The following is an 18,997-nucleotide window of genomic DNA, read 5'->3' on the forward strand; positions in this document are numbered from 1 at the left end:
GTTCCGGATTTCGCTTTGTATGAGATGTCTTCTAGAATCGGCAAAATTTCACTTGGATTTCCCCATGGCCGGCAGTCAGATCGAACGGGTTTTCAGCGTGCTGGAAAGCCTCACCAGTGAGCCGCGCGGGCTGCCGATGCAGACCCTCGCCGAACAACTGGACATCCCGAAAAGTGCCACTCACCGCATGCTCGCCGAGCTGATTCGCCTGGGTTACGTGCGGCAGAATGCCGACACTTTGCGCTATCACTTGTCGACCAAACTGGTGGCGATGGGGTTTCAGTATCTGTCGAGCAGCGGTGCCGACATCGTGCAACCGGTGTTGGATCGACTGGCTCAGGAAACCGGTGAACTGGTGCGTCTGGGGGTGATCGATGGCGAGCGCCAGACCTGGATCGCCAAGGCCCAGGGCGCACGCACGGGCTTGCGTTATGACCCGGACATGGGGCGCGATGCGCCGCTGTTCTACACCGCTTCCGGGCATGCGTGGCTGGCGTGCATGAGCGATGCCGAGGCGTTGTCGCTGGTCGAGCGCCAGGGCGCGGAAGTACCGCTGGGCGTCGGGCCGAATGCGCCGCGCTCCAATATCGAACTGCTGGAGCGCCTGCGCCTGGCGCGGGAGCAGGGTTATGTCTGTGTCGAGGAAAGTTCGGCGGTGGGCACCTCGGCGATTGCCGCGGTGGTCAAGCATCCGGTTGACGGGCGGGTGATCGGCGTACTGAGCATTGCCGGGCCAAGCGCGCGGATGCCCGGCGCGCGGCTGCACGAGTTGGCGCCGTTGCTGCTGACGTTCACCGAGGAATTGTCGGCGGCGAGTCTGGCGTCCGAATTATTCATCTGACCGATCCCCTGTAGGAGCTGCCGAAGGCTGCGATCTTTTGATTTTTAAAATCAAAGTCGAAAGATCGCAGCCTGCGGCAGCTCCTACAGGTGAGCGTTGGGTATGAAGTTGTGCGGTGTTCGCACGGTTTTCCCATCACTGGGTGTTTGATTTTGGAACGCGGTTCTAAATTGTTGCTGGAGTGACCATTCCAACAACAATCACAAGAGGATCGCGCCTTGATTTCGCCCCTTCGTATCGCCCTGATCGGCGCTGGCAACATGGGCCAGCAGCATTACCAGCACCTGCAAACCCTCAACGAAGCCCGCTTATGCGCAGTGGCCGATCCCGGCCCGCAGGCTGCCGCGCTCGCGCGGCAGTGGGGCGTGGCGTATTTCGCCGATCATCGGCAGATGCTGGAGCAGGCGCGGCCAGACGCGGTGATCGTCGCCAATCCGAATAATCAGCACGTCAGCACCGCTCTGGATTGCCTCGCCGCCGGGGTTGCGGTGCTGCTAGAGAAACCGGTGGGCGTGCATCTGGATGAGGCACGCGAACTGGTGGCGGCAGTCAAACGCAGTGGCGTGCCGGTGCTGGTCGGCCATCATCGGCGGCACAATCCGTTGATCGTGCGTGCCCACGAATTGCTGCGCAGCGGCGCGCTCGGGCGGCTGACCACGGTTACTGCGCTGTTCCAGTTACGCAAACCCGACCGATATTTCGAGGTACCGTGGCGCCGTGAACCGGGTGCGGGCCTGTTGCTGACCAATCTGATTCACGACCTCGATCTGCTGCGTCACCTGTGCGGTGAAGTGCAATCGGTGCAGGCCATCACCGACAACGCGGTGCGTGGTTTTGCCAACGAAGACAGTGTGGCGCTGTTGCTGCAATTTGCCGACGGTGCACTCGGTACGCTGAGCGGTTCCGATGCGGTCGTCGCGCCGTGGAGCTGGGAGCTGAATTCCGGGGAGAACCCGGTCTATCCGCGTCAGGCCGATCAGCCGTGTTATCTGCTGGCGGGCACCGCCGGGGCGCTGAGCATTCCGCAACTCAAACGCTGGCATTACGCTGCCGATCAAGTCGATGCCGGTTGGCACGAACCTTTGCTCGCGGTGCAAGAACATTGCGCGGCCGGGGACGCGTTGCGTTTGCAGCTGCAACACTTTGTGCAGGTCGCGCGGCGTGAAGTGGAACCCTTGGTCAGTGCCGCCGATGCCGCGCGCACATTGGCGCTGGTCGAGGCGATTCGCGAGGCGGCGGCCTGCGGTCGTGCCTGTTCCCCAGCAGCAGTCGAGGCTTGAGCATGAACGAACGAATTCTGTCCCTGGCCAGTCTCACCGTACTCGAGTTGTCGCCACCGCAAATGGTCGAGGTCGCGGCGCGTGCCGGTTACAGCCATGTCGGCCTGCGCCTGGAACCAGCGACGCCTGAGGAATATCACTTTCCGCTGGTGGCCGATGCTGATCTGCGGCGTCAGACGCTGGCGCGATTACGCGACACCGGCATCGCTGTGCTCGATGTGGAAATCCTGCCTCTGAAACCGCAAACCGTGGTCGCCGATTTCGAGAAGCTGCTGGCCGTCGGCGCGGAGTTCGGCGCCAGTGAATTACTGGTCGCCGGCAACGATCCTGACGAGCAAAGGCTCACCGACAATTTTGCCGCGCTGTGTGATCTGGCGGCGCCTTACGGCTTGCACCCGCATCTGGAGTTCATGCCCTGGACCGATGCGCGCAACCTCGAGCAGGCGTTGCGCATCGTTGCCAATGCCGAGCGGGAAAATGCCGCGGTGCTGGTCGATGCGTTTCATTTCGATCGCTCCGGCTCACGGCTGGAGGATCTGGCCCACGTCGCGCCTGCGCGCCTGCGTTATGCGCAATTGTGCGATGTGGCGGGCCCGCGACCGGCGGACATGGCCGAGATCTTGCGTCAGGCGCGCAATGAGCGGCGGTTTCCCGGCGAGGGCGATTGTGACTTGCTGGGGTTGCTGAAAGCGCTGCCGACTAATATTGCGTTGAGCCTGGAAATTCCTGCGGTGAAATTGCTCGAGCAGGGCGTGAGTGGATTGCAGCGGGCGCAGATGGCGATGGATAGCACCCGAGCGTTGTTGGCGCGGCTGTAAGCGCTAGCGCGCAGCTATCGCGGGCAAGCCCGTTGCCACAGGGACAGAGTTGTTCCAGTGGCGACGAGACTTGCCTGCGAAGATTTTTGATCTTTTTTGCAACACAAGGAAATCCAATGACCGTCAGCACCCCGCTCTCTGGTGTCAACCAACCCTTCAAGGGGATCTTGCTGATTGTCGTGGCGACTTTCCTGTTTTCCAGCCACGACGCCCTGTCGAAATACCTTTCGGGTTTCTACCCGATCATCATGGTGGTGTGGGCGCGGTATCTGGTGCACACCTTGTTGATGGCGGGGATTTTCCTGCCGCAGTCGGGGTTGCGCGTGCTGCGCACCAAACGGCCGCTGTGGCAGTTGGCGCGGGCGTTGTGCCTGCTCGGCACCAGTCTGTTTTTCACCACTGCGCTGCTGTACATCCCGCTAGCCGAGGCCACGGCGGTCAACTTTCTTGCGCCGGTGCTGGTGACGGCGCTGTCGGTGCCGCTGCTCAAGGAACGGGTGACGCGCGGGCAGTGGATTGCGGTGATCTGCGGTTTTATCGGGGTGCTGATCATCGTCCATCCGGGCGGTGAATTGTTCACCCCGGCGGTGCTGCTGCCATTCTGTTCGGCGCTGTTTTTCTGCTTCTATCAACTGCTGACGCGCAAGCTCGCAGAAGTCGACAGCCCGACCACCAGCAACTTCTTCGCCGGGTTGTGCAACACCTTGGTGATGAGCGCGCTGGTGCCGTTTTTCTGGCAAGTGCCGACCTTGTCGCACGCGATGTTGATGCTGGCGCTGGGCAGCTGCGGGATGACCGCGCACCTGTTTCTGACCCAGGCGTTTCGCCATGCCGCACCGGCATTGCTGGCGCCGTTCGGCTACTGCCAGATTGTGTTCGCCGGGCTGTTGGGGTGGGTGGTGTTCAACCACACGCCGAGTCTGTTGACGGTGATCGGGATTGCGGTGATCTGCTGCAGCGGCCTGGCGGCGGCGTGGCAGCAGAGCCGTAAGTGAGATAGAGACACAACCCTGTGGGAGCGGGCTTGCTCGCGAAGGCGATGGATCCGTCAACATCAATGTTGAATGTCAGTCCGCTTTCGCGAGCAAGCCCGCTCCCACAGGGAGAGGGTGGTGCAGGCGGGGTTTACTCAGTGACGTCGGGAATCTTGCGCGGGGCCATGAAGTACATCCAGGTCAGGGCAATGAAGTACATCGCCGGGATCAGCGTGAACAGCACCGTGTAGTTGTTGTTGGTGACGGTCAGGATGTGGCCGACGATCTGGGTCATGAACATCCCGCCGATCGCTGCGCACATGCCGCCGAAACCGAACACCGTGCTCATCATGTGCTTGGGCGTGTAGTCCATCACCAGGCTCCAGATGTTCGCGGTCCAGGCCTGATGCGCACCGATGGCCAGGGAGATTGCCGCGACGGCGATCCACAGATTGCTCGAACCGGCGGCCATGATCACGCCGATGATGCAGCAGGCGAAGAGGAACATCGACAGCAGCCGCGCCTTGATCGAGTTCATCCCGCGACCGATCAGGAACGACGACAGAATGCCGCCGCCGACGCTGCCGAAGTCGGCCGTCACGTAGATGATGATCAGCGGAATGCCCATCTGGGTGACGTTGATGCCCAGGTTGTATTGCTGATTGAGAAACGGCGGCAGCCAATACAGGTAGAACCAGAACACCGGCGCCGTCAGCGAATAGGCGAGGGCGAAGGCCCAGGTGCCACGCATGCGCAGGATGCGTGAAAACGGTACGCGGGTCTGTTCCGGTTCGACTTCCTGCTGGATGTAGTCGAGTTCGGATTTCTTCACCCGTGGATGGTCTTCCGGGTTGAAGTATTTCAAGCCCCAGAACAGCAGCCAGATCCCGCCGAGTGCCGACATGCACAGGAACGCCGCCTGCCAACCCCACACGTGGAGAATCAGCGGCAGCAGCATCGGCGTGAACATGGCGCCGACGTTGGTCCCGGCGTTGAAGATGCCCGTGGCCACGGCGCGTTCACCGGCGGGGAACCACAGGCGCGTGGTTTTCACGCAGGCCGGGTAGTTGGCCGCTTCGGTCAGGCCGAGGATGAACCGGCAGACCATGAAGCCGACGGCCGAAGTCGCCAGACCGTGAGCGCCAGTGGCCAGGCTCCAGAGCAGCACCGCACAGAAGAACACACGTTTCACGCCGACGCGGTCGATCAATCGTCCCTGCAGGACGAAGCCGATCGCATAGCCGACCTGAAACCAGAAGTTGATGTTGGCGTAATCCATCGCCGTCCAGCTCATTTCCTTGGCGAGGATGGGCTGCATGACGCCGAGGGCGGCGCGGTCGATGTAGTTCAGGGTCGTGGCGAAAAACACCAGCGCCAGCATGCCCCAACGGGTCTTGCCGACAGCCATGGCGCCGCGGATCTTGTCGCCGATGCCACCCGTGGCAGTGCTCATGGCCGGGGCCATGCGGGAAGTCTGTGAAGGAATCATTGTTCCACCCGTTTTTGAATTTGTTATGTGGTGTTGTTTGCACGCACTGCGACCGAAGGTTCATATCCGGACTCAATGTGGAGTCGATGGTGGGCAGTGGACGAAAAATCGTCAATTCGTCGAAACGCCATAGTGTTCGATAATCGCACGCAAAACTAACCGGCTGGTACACTTTAAATTGCTGCTGAAGACGATGCAGCCAATAATTTCCTCACGATAAAAAACGTGTCTGTGCAGGAGCTGCCGAAGGCTGCGATCTTTTGAATTTGCTTTTCAGGACCAGGATCAAAAGATCGCAGCCTTCGGCAGCTCCTACCTTAAAGATAAGCGCGGCGAAGTCCGGGAGTAGAAACATGCAGCGTTCCATTGCCACCGTTTCCCTGAGCGGCACCCTGCCGGAAAAGCTCGAAGCCATTGCCGCTGCCGGGTTCGACGGCGTCGAAATCTTCGAAAACGATCTGCTGTATTACGACGGCAGTCCGCGGGAAATCAGGCAGATGTGCGCTGACCTGGGGATCGCCATCACCCTGTTCCAGCCGTTCCGCGATTTTGAAGGCTGCCGCCGTGATCGGCTGGCGCGCAATCTGGAGCGGGCCGAGCGCAAATTCGACCTGATGCAGGAACTGGGCACCGATCTGGTGCTGGTCTGCAGCAACGCCTCGGCGGACAGCGTCGGCGACCGGCAGATTCTCGTCGATGACCTACGGCTGCTGGCCGAACGTGCCGGCGCTCGTGGGTTGCGCATCGGCTATGAAGCGCTGGCTTGGGGCCGGCACGTCAATACTTATCAACAGGTCTGGGACATCGTCCGCCAGGCCGATCACCCGGCCCTCGGCGTGCTGCTCGACAGCTTTCACACCTTGTCGCTGAAAGGTGATCCAAGCGCGATTGCCGACATTCCCGGCGACAAGATCTTCTTTGTGCAAATGGCCGACGCGCCGATTCTCGCCATGGATGTTCTGGAATGGAGCCGGCATTTCCGTTGTTTCCCGGGGCAGGGCGAGTTCGATCTGCCGGGGTTCCTCGCGCCGATCATCCAGAGCGGTTACAGCGGGCCGTTGTCGCTGGAAATCTTCAACGATGGCTTCCGCGCCGCACCGCCCCGGGCGAACGCCGCCGATGGTCTGCGTTCGCTGCTGTATCTGGAGGAGAAAACCCGTCAGCGCCTGGAACAGCAAACAACGCCAGTGGCCAACCGCGACATCCTCTTCGCAACGCCGCCGGCCAGCGAGTACAACGGTATCGAGTTTCTTGAGTTCGCCGTCGACGAAGGTCTCGGCGCCAAACTGAGCAACTGGCTGGAGCGCCTGGGTTTCGTCAAGGCCGGGCAGCACCGCTCCAAGAGCGTGAGCCTGCTGCGTCAGGGCGATATCAACCTGATCCTCAATGCCGAACCGTATTCGTTCGGCCACAGCTTCTTTGAGGCCCATGGCCCGTCGTTGTGCGCCACCGCCGTGCGTGTCAAGGACAGCGCCAGCGCCCTCGCTCGTGCCGTCGCCTACAAGGGCCAGCCTTATCGCGGACTGGTCGGCCCCAACGAGCTGGAACTGGCCGCGGTGCGTGCACCGGACGGCAGCCTGATTTATCTGGTGGATGAAGCGGCGGATGTCTATGGCACCGACTTCAATCTGCTGCCGAACGCTCAGGCCCGTGGCGGCCTCAAGCGCATTGATCACATGGCCATGGCGTTGCCGGCCGACAGCCTCGACAGTTGGGTGCTGTTCTACAAGAGCCTGCTGGATTTCGAGGCCGACGATGAAGTGGTGCTGCCCGATCCGTATGGGTTGGTGAAGAGCCGCGCGTTGCGCAGTCGCGACAGTTCGATCCGCCTGCCGCTGAACATCTCGGAGAACCGTAACACCGCGATCTCCCACGCACTGTCGAGTTATCGCGGCTCCGGTGTGCATCACATCGCCTTCGATTGTGATGACATCTTCGCCGAAGTCAGTCGCGCCAAAGAGGCTGGTGTGCCGCTGCTGGATATCCCGCTCAACTATTACGACGACCTCGCTGCGCGCTTCGATTTCGATCACGAATTCCTCAGCGAGCTGGCGTACTACAACGTGCTCTACGACCGTGATGCGCAGGGCGGCGAGCTGTTTCACGTGTACACCGAGCCGTTCGAGGGACGCTTCTTTTTCGAAATCATCCAGCGTAAAAACGGTTACGCCGGTTATGGTGCGGCGAACGTCGCCGTACGTCTGGCGGCGATGGCCAAATCACGCAGCGGCGCGGTGCGCCAGGCGAAGTTGTAGGAATTTCGTAAACGCGGGATTAAACACGGGCCGCGTGGCTTCCTTCACTGTGCAGCGCGGCCCATAATCGCCAACCTGTGCAGTGATGGCCGTGAGCCCGCAATGACAATGACATCAGAACTCCCCGCCGCTCCCGTCGTACCTGGCATCGAGCCGCGCAAGAGTCGCAAGAACAACCCGGAAAAGACCCGCGAGAACATCCTGCAGGAGGCGATCGTCGAGTTCGTCCAGCAGGGCTTGTCCGGCGCCCGCGTCGACGCGATCGCCGAGCGCATCCACACCTCCAAACGCATGATCTATTACTACTTCGGCAGTAAGGAGCAGTTGTACGTCGAGGTGCTGGAGAAGCTATACGGCGACATCCGCAGCACCGAAAACCGCCTGCACCTGGCCGAGTTGCCGCCGGTACTGGCGATCCGCCGACTGGTGGAGTTCACTTTTGATCACCACGACCGCAACGTCGATTTCGTGCGCATCGTCTGTATCGAGAACATCCACAACGCCGAGTTCGTGAAGCGTTCGGACACGATCAAAGCGATGAACAATACGATTCTCGATTCACTGGGCGAGATTTTGCGTCGCGGTGCCGAGGAGGGTGTGTTCCGCGCCGGTCTGGATGCACTGGATGTGCATTTGCTGATCAGTTCGTTCTGTTTCTATCGTGTCTCGAACCGCCACACGTTCGGTGAGATTTTTCAGATCGACCTGCCGGACGAAAGCATCAAGCAGCGTCATCGCGAGATGATCTGCGAGTCGGTGTTGCGCTACTTGCAGCCGTGACAAGCAAAAGATCGCAGCCTTCGGCAGCTCCTACAGGGCTTTATGTAGGAGCTGCCGAAGGCTGCGATCTTTTGATCTTTTAAGCGTTCATGCTTTGAAAATGCGCGAGCATGCGCTGTGCATCCGGCACCACGCCGCTGAACAATTCAAACGCCTTCACCGCTTGAAACACCGCCATGTTGCCGCCATCCAGCGTGCGGCAACCGAGGGCGCGGGCGTTGCGCAGCAGCTCGGTTTCCAGCGGGAAATACACGATCTCCGCCACCCACAATTCCTTGCGCAGCAGCTCCAGCGGCACTGGCATGCCCGGCAATTTGGCCATGCCCATCGGCGTGGTGTTCACCAGACCATCGGCCTGATGCAGCGTGCCCGGCAGATCACGCCCGGCGACGGCGCGGCCGACACCGAAATGCTGATTAAGGTTGTTCGCCAGACTCTCGGCGCGTTCAGGGTCGACGTCGAAAATGCTCAGTTGCTGTACACCTTCGCTCAACAGCGCGTGGGCCACCGCCGCCCCGGCACCGCCGGCGCCCATCTGGACCACACGCTTGCGCGCAGCATCCTTCAGGCCCCGACGAAAACCTTCGGCAAAACCCAGGCAATCGGTGTTGTGGCCGATGCGCTTGCCGTCCTTGAGCACCACGGTGTTGACCGCGCCGATGCCCCGGGCTTCCGGCGACAACTCATCGAGCAGCGGAATGATCGCCTGCTTGCACGGGAAGGTGATGTTCAGGCCGGTGTAGTGCAGGCGCTCGGCGGCCTGCAGCAAGTCGGGCAGAGCGTGGCTGTCGAGTTGCAACTGATCGAGGTCGATCAGCCGATACAGGTAGCGCAGACCTTGCGCGTCGCCTTCGTGTTCATGCAGTGCGGGCGTGCGCGAGGCCTGAATGCCTGCGCCGATCAGCCCGGCGAGTATCACGTTCTTGCGGGTCATGCTGCGCGTCCTTTCAGCCGTTGACTGAAGTGTTCGAGAGCCAGGCGATAGCCATGGCTGCCGAAGCCGCACATCACCGCCGTGGCAATGGCCGAGACGAACGAGTGATGGCGGAACGGCTCACGCGCATGCACGTTGGACAGGTGCACTTCGATCACCGGCAATTCACTGGCCACCAGCGCGTCGCGGATCGCCACCGAGGTGTGCGTCCAGGCCGCCGGGTTGATCACGATCCCGGCGCAACGCCCGCGTGCCGCGTGAATCCAGTCGAGCAATTCGCCTTCGTGATTGGTCTGGCGAAACTCCACGGCCAGGCCGAATTCTTCGGCGGCACGCCCGCACAGCGCAGAGATATCGGCCAGGGTTTCGTGACCGTAGGTCGCCGGTTCACGGGTGCCGAGCAGGTTCAGGTTCGGGCCGTTGAGCACCAGAACGATAGGGGGCATGGGGGCAAACTCCACTTATTGTTTTTGGCTTGGGCCGAGGGTTTCAGCCTGTGGAGGTAAAATGTACCAGATGGTTACCATGGTCAATTGAACTGATTGAGCCCGATGTTTTTGTGTTCGGTGATCGCACACAGGCCATTTTCATTTCAATTTTTTCGAGTTGTATCGACAGCTTTGCTTACGTTTTTTCTTGAAGATTCAGCGCCTCCTCACCCATGCCGACGCTAGCCTCAAAGGGCGAAAGTCATTGGGTGCTGTGCAGCGCCGGCCGTCGGATTCGAAAGGAAAATCGGATCTTGAAATTTATTAACCTAACGGATGGGTTAGCATGAAGGTATGCAGCTACAAAGGACTGTCGATATGCATCATGTTGCGGGATGAACACTGCCCACCGCACGTTCATATCGATGCAGGCACCTGGAATGCCCGATTGCAGTTCAGCTTCTGGCACAACGACGTTGATCTATGGGACGTCGTGCCGGGTTCTCGTCGACCGCCGATGGCAGTGCTGGAAGGATTGACTCGATCACTAGGGCAACCTGCTCATCTGCGTCGTGCACGAGGGATCTGGTGGTCAGGCTTGCAAACAGTTTGTCTCGACAATCAGGTGTGGGACTGCGAGTCAAACGAAGTCCCCGTGATGAAACCGGTCACCGCTACGACCTACAGGATCAGTTCGGCGCGTTATGAGCCAGAAGCAGACAAGACTCTGCTGACATTGCTCGGCAAACTGGAAGGAGTGGAAATCGATTTATGAAAGTCATCAAGGCAAAGCCGTCTGTACATCGTCCACTGACGGGGGAAGTGCTCGATGCCGCGATAAAACGTGGCGAAGCGCGACAAGCAAGCAGCTTGCAGGCTGTTTCGGTGACCTTTGAAAGCCCCTCTCTGGTGATTCGTTTTGAAGACGGCAGTGGTGTGTTGCTTCCGGTAAGCCAGTATCCGGAGTTCAAAGGGTTTGAGGCAGACGATTATGCGAACCTGACAGTCGGTTTTGCAGGCACCGCGCTTCGTCACGAGGGCAAAGACCTCGACGTTTCCATCTCCGGAATGATTTCGGCGAGCCCGTCACTCATGAGGATGGCGGCTTCGGTGGTCGCTTCGCGCAACGGTCGTCAAAGCAGTGCGGCAAAATCCGCAGCGGCACGAGCGAATGGCAAGAAGGGCGGGCGTCCACGTAAAACCGATACCGCACCGTAAGCAGGAACAAAAAAGCCGTCGATCACGACGGCTTTCTCGTATCAAGCGTTCAAACTCAACGCCGGGTCAGCAACACCCCGGATTCCATGTGATGCGTCCACGGGAACTGGTCGAACATCGCGCAACGGGTGATGCGGTGCGTGTCGTGCAGTTGGGCGATGTTGGCCGCCAGGGTTTCCGGGTTGCAGGAGATGTACAGGATGTTGTCGAAGCGCCGGGTCAGCTCGCAGGTGTCCGGGTCCATGCCGGCGCGCGGCGGGTCGACGAACACGCTGCCGAACTCATAGCTCTTCAGGTCGATGCCTTGCAGGCGACGGAACGGACGCACTTCGTTCAGCGCTTCGGTCAGTTCTTCGGCGGACAGACGCACCAGCGTGACGTTATCCACAGCGTTTTCGCTGAGGTTGCTCAGTGCGGCGTTGACCGAGGTCTTGCTGATTTCGGTGGCCAGCACTTTGCGCACGCGGGTGGCGAGCGGCAGGGTGAAGTTGCCGTTGCCGCAGTACAACTCCAGCAGATCGTCGGGACGATCGCCCAGTGCTTCGTAGGCCCAGTTGAGCATCTTCTGGTTCACTGTGCCGTTGGGCTGGGTGAACGCGCCTTCCGGCTGGCGATAGCTGTAGGTGCGACCGCCGACTTCAAGCTTCTCGACCACGTAATCGTGGCCGATCACTTCGCGCTTGCCCTTGGAACGCCCGATGACGCTGACGTTGAGATCAGCCGCCAGCTTCGACGCGGCGGCGTGCCAGTGCTCGTCCAGTGGACGGTGATAGCACAGGGTGATCATCGCATCGCCGGCCAACGTGGTCAGGAACTCCACCTGGAACAGCTTGTGGCTCAGCGCCGAGCTGGCCTGCCACGCCGCTTTGAGCTGCGGCATCAACTGGTTGATGCGCAGGCTGGCAATCGGGAATTCTTCAATCAGGATCGGCGTGCGTTTGTCGTCCTGGGAGAACATCGCGTAGTGCCGCTCGCCGGCCTCGCGCCACAGGCGAAATTCCGCGCGCAGGCGGAAATTCTGCAGCGGCGAGTCGAACACGCTCGGCTCTGGCGCATCGAACGGGGCCAGCAGGTCACGCAAACGCGTGACCTTGTCTTCGAGCTGAGTGGCGTAGGCCTGGGAATCGAATATCATGCGTTGAACCAACCCAACTTGATCACGAACAGAATCGACAGGATCACCAGCGCCGGGTTCAGCTCACGGGCACGGCCCGACAGCAGCTTGATCACAGTCCAGGAGATGAAGCCGAAAGCGATGCCGTTGGCGATCGAGTAAGTGAACGGCATCGCCAGCGCAGTGACCACCACTGGTGCAGCCACGGTGATGTCGTCCCAGTCTATTTCCGCCAGGCCGGAAGTCATCAGCACGGCGACGAACAGCAGCGCCGGCGCAGTGGCGAAGGCTGGAACGCTGGCCGCCAGTGGCGAGAAGAACAGCGCCAACAGGAACAGGATTGCCACGACGATGGCTGTCAGACCGGTACGGCCGCCAGCACTCACGCCGGCAGCGGATTCGATATAGCTGGTGGTGGTCGACGTGCCCAGCAGCGAGCCGGCCATCGCGGCGGTGCTGTCGGCGATCAGTGCACGACCCATTTTCGGCATGTGGCCGTCCTTGCCCATCAGGCCGGCGCGCTTGGCGACGCCGATCAGGGTGCCGGAGTTGTCGAACAGGTCGACGAACAGGAAGGCGAAGATCACGCTGACCAGACCGATGTCCAGGGCGCCCTTGATGTCCAGTTGCATGAAGGTCGGGGCCAGCGAAGGTGGCATCGAGGTCACGCCGCCGAACGGGGTGAAACCCATGGCGATGGAAATGATGGTCACCGCCAGAATGCCGATCAGCACTGCGCCGCGCACTTTCAACGCTTCGAGGGCGACGATCAGGGCGAAGCCGAGGGTGGCGAGGATCGGCGCCGGGGCTTTCAGGTCACCGAGGCCGACCATGGTCGCCGGGTTGCTGACCACGATGCCCGCGTTGTGCAGGGCGATCAGCGCCAGGAACAGGCCGATACCGGCGGCAATCGCCGAGCGCAGCGGCAGCGGGATGCTGTTGATGATCCATTCGCGGATGCGGAAGATCGACAGCAGGAAGAAGCACACCGCCGAGATGAACACCGCGCCCAGCGCCACTTGCCAGGTGTGGCCCATGTGCAGGACCACGGTGTAAGTGAAGAAGGCGTTCAGGCCCATGCCCGGCGCGAGCGCGATCGGGTAGTTGGCGATCAGGCCCATGATGGTCGAGCCGATGGCGGCTGCCAGACACGTGGCAACGAACACCGCGCCCTTGTCCATGCCGGTCTCGCCGAGAATGCTCGGGTTGACGAACAGAATGTAGGCCATGGCCAGGAAGGTCGTGACGCCCGCCAGAATCTCGGTACGCACGTTGGTGTTGTGTGCCTTGAGTTGAAACAGCCTTTCCAGCATGTCTGCTCCCCGTGGCGCGCATGGCGCCGTGAATGTATCGACCTCAACAGCAAAGCACAGACCGTCGCAAGCGCCTGGGAATTTATGGTGGGCCGGAAAAAGCCGCGCATCATACCAGCAGCGTGAGGAATATGGCGGTTGTTGGTGCCGAACGTCGTCGAAGTTTTGCCACAGGGTTATCTGCGCCATACTGCGCGCTGAATTTTTCCGGGAAAGCGATCACATGGGCAAGCGCTGGATGAAGGCTTTCGGGTTAATGGCGGGGCTGATGGCCGGGTCGACGGCGGCGTTGGCCGCTTCGGCGCCGCCGTTGACGCAGGTAAAGGTGATCAAGGTGCAGTCGCCGGCCTGCGGCCTGGAAGACATTGCCGATAACCAGCCGCAAACCCAGTGCAATCACAGCGGTCCGAGTATCAAGGTGTATGTGCTGGAAGTCGGCTATGGCCAGAACCAGCCGCACGCCACGCTGGACGGTTTTGAAGTCAACGGCACCCGGGCCCCGGTATGCGCCTTTGATAACGGCAACCTGACCGAGTGCACCCCCGGCAGCAAAACTGTCGGCTCGCTGTATGCCTTCGATCTGGCGGGCAAGCAGGAGGGCACTTTCAGTTTCAGCAACACCTCGATCAACCCGCCGCGCAACACTCTGTCGACCCAGCTTTACATCAAGTAACGGCTATCATCGGACAGGGCTGGGCAAAGCTGACTACGCTTGTAAGATCACCCAGCGGATGGCGCCCATGACCTTTAGAGCCCTGATTACCCTCGCCGAGGGCATCGATGATCTGCAAAGCGTGACCCTGATCGACGTGCTGCGCCGCGCCGGCGTCGAAGTGGTGGCGGCCAGCATCGAAGGCCGGCGCATGCTGACCTGCGCGCGCGGCACACGCTTGACGGCGGACGGCATGCTGGTCGACGTGCTGGCGCAGGCTTTCGACCTGATCGTCCTGCCCGGCGGGGTGGTCGGCTCACAACATCTGGCGGCACATCAACCGTTGCAGCAACTGCTCAAGGACCAGGCCAGCGCCGGACGCCTGTTCGCCGCCATCGGCGAAGCTCCGGCCATCGCCCTGCAAGCCTCAGGCGTATTACGTCAACGGCGCATGACCTGCCTGCCGACTGCCAGTCATCAACTGTCAGGCTGTACGTTTGTTGATCAACCGGTGGTGGTCGACGGCAATTGCATCACCGCCCAATGCTCCGGCGCCGCACTGGCCTTTGCCCTGACGCTTGTGGAGCAGCTTGGCGGCAAGGCGTCACGGGCGAAAGTGGCGGGGGAGATGTTGGTTTGACGAGAGTCAGACCTTCGCCTCTTCCACCGGCACATGCATCCGGTCGCGTTTGGCCAGGGTCGGGAACAGTTTGATCCAGGTCCCGGTGACCACCAGCGTGCCGATCCCGCCCATCACCACCGCTGGCACGGTGCCGAACCAGTGCGCGGTGAGGCCGGATTCGAATTCGCCCAGCTGGTTCGAGGCGCCAATGAACAAGCCGTTCACCGCGCTGACCCGGCCGCGCATTTCGTCCGGGGTTTCCAGTTGCACGAAGGAGGCGCGGATCACCATGCTGATCATGTCCGCCGCGCCGAGCACCACCAGCACCGCCAGCGAGAACCAGAACGAAGTCGACAGACCGAAGGCGATGGTCGCGACGCCGAATATGCCGACCGCGGTGAACATCACCCGACCAACATTGCGTTCGACGGAGAACCGGGCGAGGAACAGCGACATCCCCAGCGCGCCCACCGCCGGCGCCGAGCGCAGCAGGCCCAGGCCCCACGGCCCGGTAAGCAGAATGTCTTTGGCGAACACCGGCAGCAGCGCGGTGGCACCGCCGAGCAGCACGGCGAACAGGTCCAGCGAGATCGCCCCGAGAATGTCCGGGCGGCTGCGAATGAAGCGAATCCCCGCCAGCAACGAATCCAGCGTGGCTTTGCCTTTGTTCAGCGGCGTCTGTCGCGCGGGCAGGTTGAGCATCAAGGTGCAAGCGATGACGTAGAGCAGCACCGTCGGCCCGTAGACCCAGACACTGCCGAACGCGTAAAGCAGGCCACCCAACGCCGGGGCGACAATGGTCGCGGACTGCTGTGCCGACTGCGCCGCAGCGACGGCCCGAGGAAATAATGCCGTGGGCACGATGCTCGGCAGCAGCGCCTGGGTGGTCGGCATCTCGAAGGAGCGCGCGCCGCCGAGCAGGAAGGCGAGGATGAAGATCATTTCCCGGGTGACGTGATCAGTCGCACTGCCGATGGCCAGCGCGAGGGCGATCAACGCTTGCAACGACTGGCAGATCGCGGCGACCCGGCGCCGGTCATAGCGGTCGGCGACATGCCCGGTATGCAGCATGAACAGCACCCGTGGCGCGAACTCGACCAGACCGACCAGACCCAGATCGAGCACGTTGCCGGTCAGTTGATACAGATTCCAGCCGATCGCCACCGTGAGCATCTGAAAGCCGCTGGCGGTAAAGATCCGGGCGAACCAGAACGCGAGAAACGGACGATGGTGACGTAACAGCAGGGGCTCTTGGCTGGGCATCTGAAGGCAGGTCTGGCTCGGGGGGGAACCGCGAGGTTATCACCAGTCTGTAACAGGAAGTTGCTATGACAAAAAATTTAGTTAGCCAGACATCTATCGTCCAATCCCTTGGTTTCCTGTGGCGAGGGAGCTTGCTCCCGCCGGGCTGCGAAGCGGCCCAACCCGGCGCGATCCTACTTTCAGGCCAGCGCTGGATAACTTTTTACGACTGCTGCGCAGCCGAGCGGGAGCAAGCTCCCTCGCCACAGAGGGTTTCTCGGCTCTGGGAGATGTGTTTCAGAGCAGCGCACAGGCAATGAGGCAACTTGTCACGCGGCAAACGACCACGCCGTTCTTCGTCGGAAATGGGACTACTCTTTTAATGTTGCTTGATCCAGATCAAAACCCTCCCGGGCCATGGTCTGGTGGCCCGATGGCCAGACTCCCTGCGTTGCGATGGTTATTAAAAAGAACGAATCAGAATTCGCCGCACTCGATATCCGTGGGGGCAGTAGGCAGGGGCCACAAGCCCCAATGCCGGTATTACCTGACAGAGGAAGACTTATGTTCGGTTTAGAGGCACTCGATCTCGCCCGAATTCAGTTCGCATTCACCATCTCGTTCCACATCCTGTTCCCGGCCATCACCATTGGTCTGGCGAGCTACCTGGCGGTGCTCGAAGGGCTGTGGTTGAAAACCCATAACGATACCTACCGGGACCTCTACCACTTCTGGTCGAAGATCTTTGCCGTCAACTTCGGCATGGGCGTGGTCTCCGGGCTGGTCATGGCCTACCAGTTCGGTACCAACTGGAGTCGCTTCTCGGACTTTGCCGGTGCCGTCACCGGGCCGCTGCTGACCTATGAAGTGCTCACGGCCTTCTTCCTCGAGGCCGGGTTCCTGGGCGTCATGCTGTTCGGCTGGAACAAGGTCGGGCGCGGCCTGCACTTTTTCTCCACGGTGATGGTGGCGATCGGCACGCTGATCTCGACGTTCTGGATCCTTGCCTCCAACAGCTGGATGCAGACGCCGCAAGGCTTCGAAATCGTCAACGGCCAAGTGATCCCGACCGACTGGCTGGCGATCATCTTCAACCCGTCGTTCCCGTATCGCCTGATGCACATGGCGACCGCTGCATTCGTCGCCACGGCGTTCTTCGTCGGCTCGTCGGCGGCGTGGCACCTGCTGCGCGGCAAGGACAACCCGGCGATCCGCACCATGCTGTCGATGGCGATGTGGATGGCGCTGATCGTTGCGCCGATCCAGGCGGTCATCGGTGACTTCCACGGCCTCAACACCCTTGAGCATCAGCCGGCGAAAATCGCCGCGATCGAAGGCCACTGGGAAAACAAAGGCAACGAAGCGACGCCATTGATCCTGTTCGGCTGGCCGGACATGAAGGAAGAGAAAACCAAGTTCGCTGTGGAAATCCCCTACCTCGGCAGCCTGATCCTGACCCACTCGCTGGACAAGCAGGTGCCGGCGCTCAAGGAGTTCCCGCCTGAAGACCGGCCGAATTCGACCATCGTGTTCTGGTCGTTCCGGGTCATGGTCGGTCTCGGCTTCCTGATGATCTTCACCGGTCTGTGGAGCCTGTGGCTGCGCAAGCGCGACTCGCTCTACACCTCGCGCCCGTTCCTGTATCTGGCGTTGTGGATGGGGCCGTCCGGGCTGATTGCGATCCTTGCCGGCTGGTTTACCACTGAAATCGGTCGTCAGCCGTGGGTGGTCTACGGGCTGATGCGCACGGCGGATGCGTCCTCCAACCACAGCTTCATGCAGATGAGCATCACCCTGATCATGTTCGTCGTGGTGTATTTCGCGCTGTTCGGTGCAGGGCTCGGCTACATGATGCGCCTGGTGCGCAAAGGGCCGAAAACCGATGAAGGCAAGGAAACCAACGACGGTGGTCCTGGCCAGAAACGCACACCGGCACGGCCGCTGTCCGCCGCCGATGACGAAGGTGCCGACGCTGACCCGCAGCGCAGCCTGGAAAAGGAGATTTGACTCATGGGTATTGATCTTCCGCTGATCTGGGCCGTGATCATCATCTTCGGCATCATGATGTACGTGGTCATGGACGGCTTCGACCTGGGGATCGGGATTCTCTTCCCGTTCATCCCGGGCAAGGTCGACCGTGACGTAATGATGAACACCGTCGCCCCGGTATGGGACGGCAATGAAACCTGGCTGGTACTGGGCGGCGCAGCGTTGTTCGGCGCCTTCCCGCTGGCCTATTCGGTAGTGTTGTCGGCGCTGTACCTGCCGCTGATTTTCATGCTCATCGGCCTGATTTTCCGTGGCGTGGCGTTCGAGTTCCGCTTCAAGGCCAAGGACGACAAGCGCCACCTGTGGGACAAGGCGTTCATCGGTGGTTCGGTGGCCGCGACCTTCTTTCAGGGGGTAGCGCTCGGTGCGTTCATTGACGGGTTGCCGGTGGTCAATCGGCAATACGCCGGCGGTTCACTGGACTGGCTGACGCCCTTCACCCTGTTCTGCGGCGCCGCATTGGTGGTGGCCTATGCCTTGCTCGGCTGCACCTGGCTGATCATGAAGACCGAAGGCAAGCTGCAGGAACAGATGCACAACCTCGCGCGGCCGCTGGCGTTCGTGCTGTTGGCGGTGATCGGCATCGTCAGCCTGTGGACGCCGCTGGCTCACCCCGAGATCGCGACACGCTGGTTCAGCATGCCGAACCTGTTCTGGTTCATGCCCGTGCCGATTCTGGTGCTGATCACCCTGTACGGCTTGATCCGTGCGGTGGCGCGCAACGCCAACTACACGCCGTTCCTGCTGACCCTGGTGCTGATTTTCCTCGGCTACAGCGGTCTGGGCATCAGCCTGTGGCCGAACATCGTGCCGCCGTCGATCTCGATCTGGGACGCCGCTGCGCCGCCGCAGAGTCAGGGTTTCATGCTGGTCGGTACGCTGTTCATCATCCCGTTCATCCTGGGTTACACCTTCTGGAGCTACTACGTGTTCCGCGGCAAGGTCACCCATGAAGACGGTTACCACTAGAACTGTGTGAAATCTGTGT

18 protein-coding genes are annotated in these 18,997 nt (G+C 61.0%); 12 read left to right on the forward strand and 6 right to left on the reverse strand.

Annotated features, from left to right (window positions below; genetic code table 11):
- The first annotated feature begins 64 nt into the window (after window positions 1-64).
- The 4 genes from ACIOUG_RS09125 to ACIOUG_RS09140 all read left to right on the forward strand — a co-directional run bounded on the left by ACIOUG_RS09125 (window position 65) and on the right by ACIOUG_RS09140 (window position 3,934).
- Window positions 65-841 (forward strand): IclR family transcriptional regulator, encoded by a 777-nt coding sequence (locus ACIOUG_RS09125; protein ID WP_401064550.1) that lies wholly within the window; start codon window positions 65-67, stop codon window positions 839-841.
- A 218-nt stretch (window positions 842-1,059) separates the two neighbouring features.
- A complete protein-coding gene (locus ACIOUG_RS09130; protein WP_401064552.1) occupies window positions 1,060-2,121 on the forward strand; it encodes a Gfo/Idh/MocA family protein in 1,062 nt (353 codons plus the stop codon).
- A 2-nt stretch (window positions 2,122-2,123) separates the two neighbouring features.
- Complete coding sequence (locus ACIOUG_RS09135; protein ID WP_401064555.1) at window positions 2,124-2,939, forward strand: sugar phosphate isomerase/epimerase family protein; 816 nt, start codon at window positions 2,124-2,126, stop codon at window positions 2,937-2,939.
- 116 nt (window positions 2,940-3,055) lie between these two features.
- Window positions 3,056-3,934: a DMT family transporter gene (locus tag ACIOUG_RS09140; RefSeq protein ID WP_401064557.1), complete on the forward strand. Its 879-nt coding sequence runs from the start codon at window positions 3,056-3,058 to the stop codon at window positions 3,932-3,934.
- Window positions 3,935-4,064: 130 nt separating this feature from the next.
- Here the strand turns inward: ACIOUG_RS09140 and ACIOUG_RS09145 are convergent, their stop codons facing one another.
- Complete coding sequence (locus ACIOUG_RS09145; RefSeq protein ID WP_401064559.1) at window positions 4,065-5,402, reverse strand: MFS transporter; 1,338 nt, start codon at window positions 5,400-5,402, stop codon at window positions 4,065-4,067.
- Window positions 5,403-5,755: 353 nt separating this feature from the next.
- Here ACIOUG_RS09145 and quiC point away from each other — a divergent pair, with 353 nt between their 5' ends.
- On the forward strand, window positions 5,756-7,657 hold the full coding sequence (gene quiC, locus ACIOUG_RS09150; protein WP_401064562.1) for a 3-dehydroshikimate dehydratase QuiC: 1,902 nt from the start codon (window positions 5,756-5,758) through the stop codon (window positions 7,655-7,657).
- Between the two features lie 102 nt (window positions 7,658-7,759).
- On the forward strand, window positions 7,760-8,437 hold the full coding sequence (locus ACIOUG_RS09155) for a TetR family transcriptional regulator (RefSeq protein ID WP_401064563.1): 678 nt from the start codon (window positions 7,760-7,762) through the stop codon (window positions 8,435-8,437).
- Between the two features lie 79 nt (window positions 8,438-8,516).
- Here the strand turns inward: ACIOUG_RS09155 and ACIOUG_RS09160 are convergent, their stop codons facing one another.
- Together ACIOUG_RS09160 and aroQ are read right to left on the reverse strand one after the other, a co-directional pair.
- On the reverse strand, window positions 8,517-9,371 hold the full coding sequence (locus tag ACIOUG_RS09160) for a shikimate dehydrogenase (RefSeq protein WP_401064566.1): 855 nt from the start codon (window positions 9,369-9,371) through the stop codon (window positions 8,517-8,519).
- Window positions 9,368-9,817, reverse strand: coding sequence for a type II 3-dehydroquinate dehydratase (aroQ, locus tag ACIOUG_RS09165; protein ID WP_025108744.1), 450 nt, complete (start codon window positions 9,815-9,817; stop codon window positions 9,368-9,370). Before aroQ ends, ACIOUG_RS09160 begins: the two co-directional genes overlap by 4 nt.
- 328 nt (window positions 9,818-10,145) lie before the next feature.
- Here aroQ and ACIOUG_RS09170 point away from each other — a divergent pair, with 328 nt between their 5' ends.
- Together ACIOUG_RS09170 and ACIOUG_RS09175 are read left to right on the forward strand one after the other, a co-directional pair.
- Window positions 10,146-10,574, forward strand: coding sequence for a DUF4160 domain-containing protein (locus tag ACIOUG_RS09170; RefSeq protein ID WP_401064568.1), 429 nt, complete (start codon window positions 10,146-10,148; stop codon window positions 10,572-10,574).
- On the forward strand, window positions 10,571-11,017 hold the full coding sequence (locus tag ACIOUG_RS09175; protein ID WP_401064570.1) for a DUF2442 domain-containing protein: 447 nt from the start codon (window positions 10,571-10,573) through the stop codon (window positions 11,015-11,017). The genes ACIOUG_RS09170 and ACIOUG_RS09175 overlap by 4 nt, the downstream gene beginning before the upstream one ends.
- Window positions 11,018-11,072: 55 nt before the next feature.
- Here the strand turns inward: ACIOUG_RS09175 and trmA are convergent, their stop codons facing one another.
- Together trmA and ACIOUG_RS09185 are read right to left on the reverse strand one after the other, a co-directional pair.
- Window positions 11,073-12,152: a tRNA (uridine(54)-C5)-methyltransferase TrmA gene (gene trmA, locus ACIOUG_RS09180; RefSeq protein WP_401064573.1), complete on the reverse strand. Its 1,080-nt coding sequence runs from the start codon at window positions 12,150-12,152 to the stop codon at window positions 11,073-11,075.
- The gene (locus tag ACIOUG_RS09185) at window positions 12,149-13,444 is read right to left on the reverse strand and encodes an NCS2 family permease (RefSeq protein WP_401064575.1); all 1,296 of its coding nucleotides are present in this window, start codon (window positions 13,442-13,444) and stop codon (window positions 12,149-12,151) included. The genes trmA and ACIOUG_RS09185 overlap by 4 nt, the downstream gene beginning before the upstream one ends.
- A gap of 223 nt (window positions 13,445-13,667) precedes the next feature.
- Here ACIOUG_RS09185 and ACIOUG_RS09190 point away from each other — a divergent pair, with 223 nt between their 5' ends.
- Together ACIOUG_RS09190 and ACIOUG_RS09195 are read left to right on the forward strand one after the other, a co-directional pair.
- Window positions 13,668-14,117 carry a DUF4879 domain-containing protein gene (locus ACIOUG_RS09190; RefSeq protein WP_401064578.1) on the forward strand — a complete coding sequence of 150 codons (450 nt, stop codon included), beginning with the start codon at window positions 13,668-13,670 and terminating at the stop codon, window positions 14,115-14,117.
- A 67-nt stretch (window positions 14,118-14,184) separates the two neighbouring features.
- Entirely contained in the window at window positions 14,185-14,736 is a 552-nt protein-coding gene (locus tag ACIOUG_RS09195; RefSeq protein ID WP_401064581.1) for a DJ-1 family glyoxalase III, read from the forward strand.
- Window positions 14,737-14,742: 6 nt separating this feature from the next.
- Here ACIOUG_RS09195 and ACIOUG_RS09200 read toward each other — a convergent pair whose 3' ends face one another.
- A complete protein-coding gene (locus ACIOUG_RS09200) occupies window positions 14,743-15,981 on the reverse strand; it encodes an MFS transporter (RefSeq protein ID WP_401064583.1) in 1,239 nt (412 codons plus the stop codon).
- A 543-nt stretch (window positions 15,982-16,524) separates the two neighbouring features.
- On the opposite strand from ACIOUG_RS09200, the gene ACIOUG_RS09205 reads away from it, so the two are divergent.
- Both ACIOUG_RS09205 and cydB read left to right on the forward strand, forming a co-directional pair.
- Window positions 16,525-17,967: a cytochrome ubiquinol oxidase subunit I gene (locus tag ACIOUG_RS09205; RefSeq protein WP_401064586.1), complete on the forward strand. Its 1,443-nt coding sequence runs from the start codon at window positions 16,525-16,527 to the stop codon at window positions 17,965-17,967.
- Window positions 17,968-17,970: 3 nt separating this feature from the next.
- Window positions 17,971-18,978: a cytochrome d ubiquinol oxidase subunit II gene (gene cydB / locus ACIOUG_RS09210; RefSeq protein WP_401064588.1), complete on the forward strand. Its 1,008-nt coding sequence runs from the start codon at window positions 17,971-17,973 to the stop codon at window positions 18,976-18,978.
- Window positions 18,979-18,997 lie beyond the last annotated feature (19 nt).

It is taken from the genome of Pseudomonas sp. NPDC087803 (assembly GCF_044742995.1).
In the GTDB taxonomy this organism is placed as follows: domain Bacteria; phylum Pseudomonadota; class Gammaproteobacteria; order Pseudomonadales; family Pseudomonadaceae; genus Aquipseudomonas.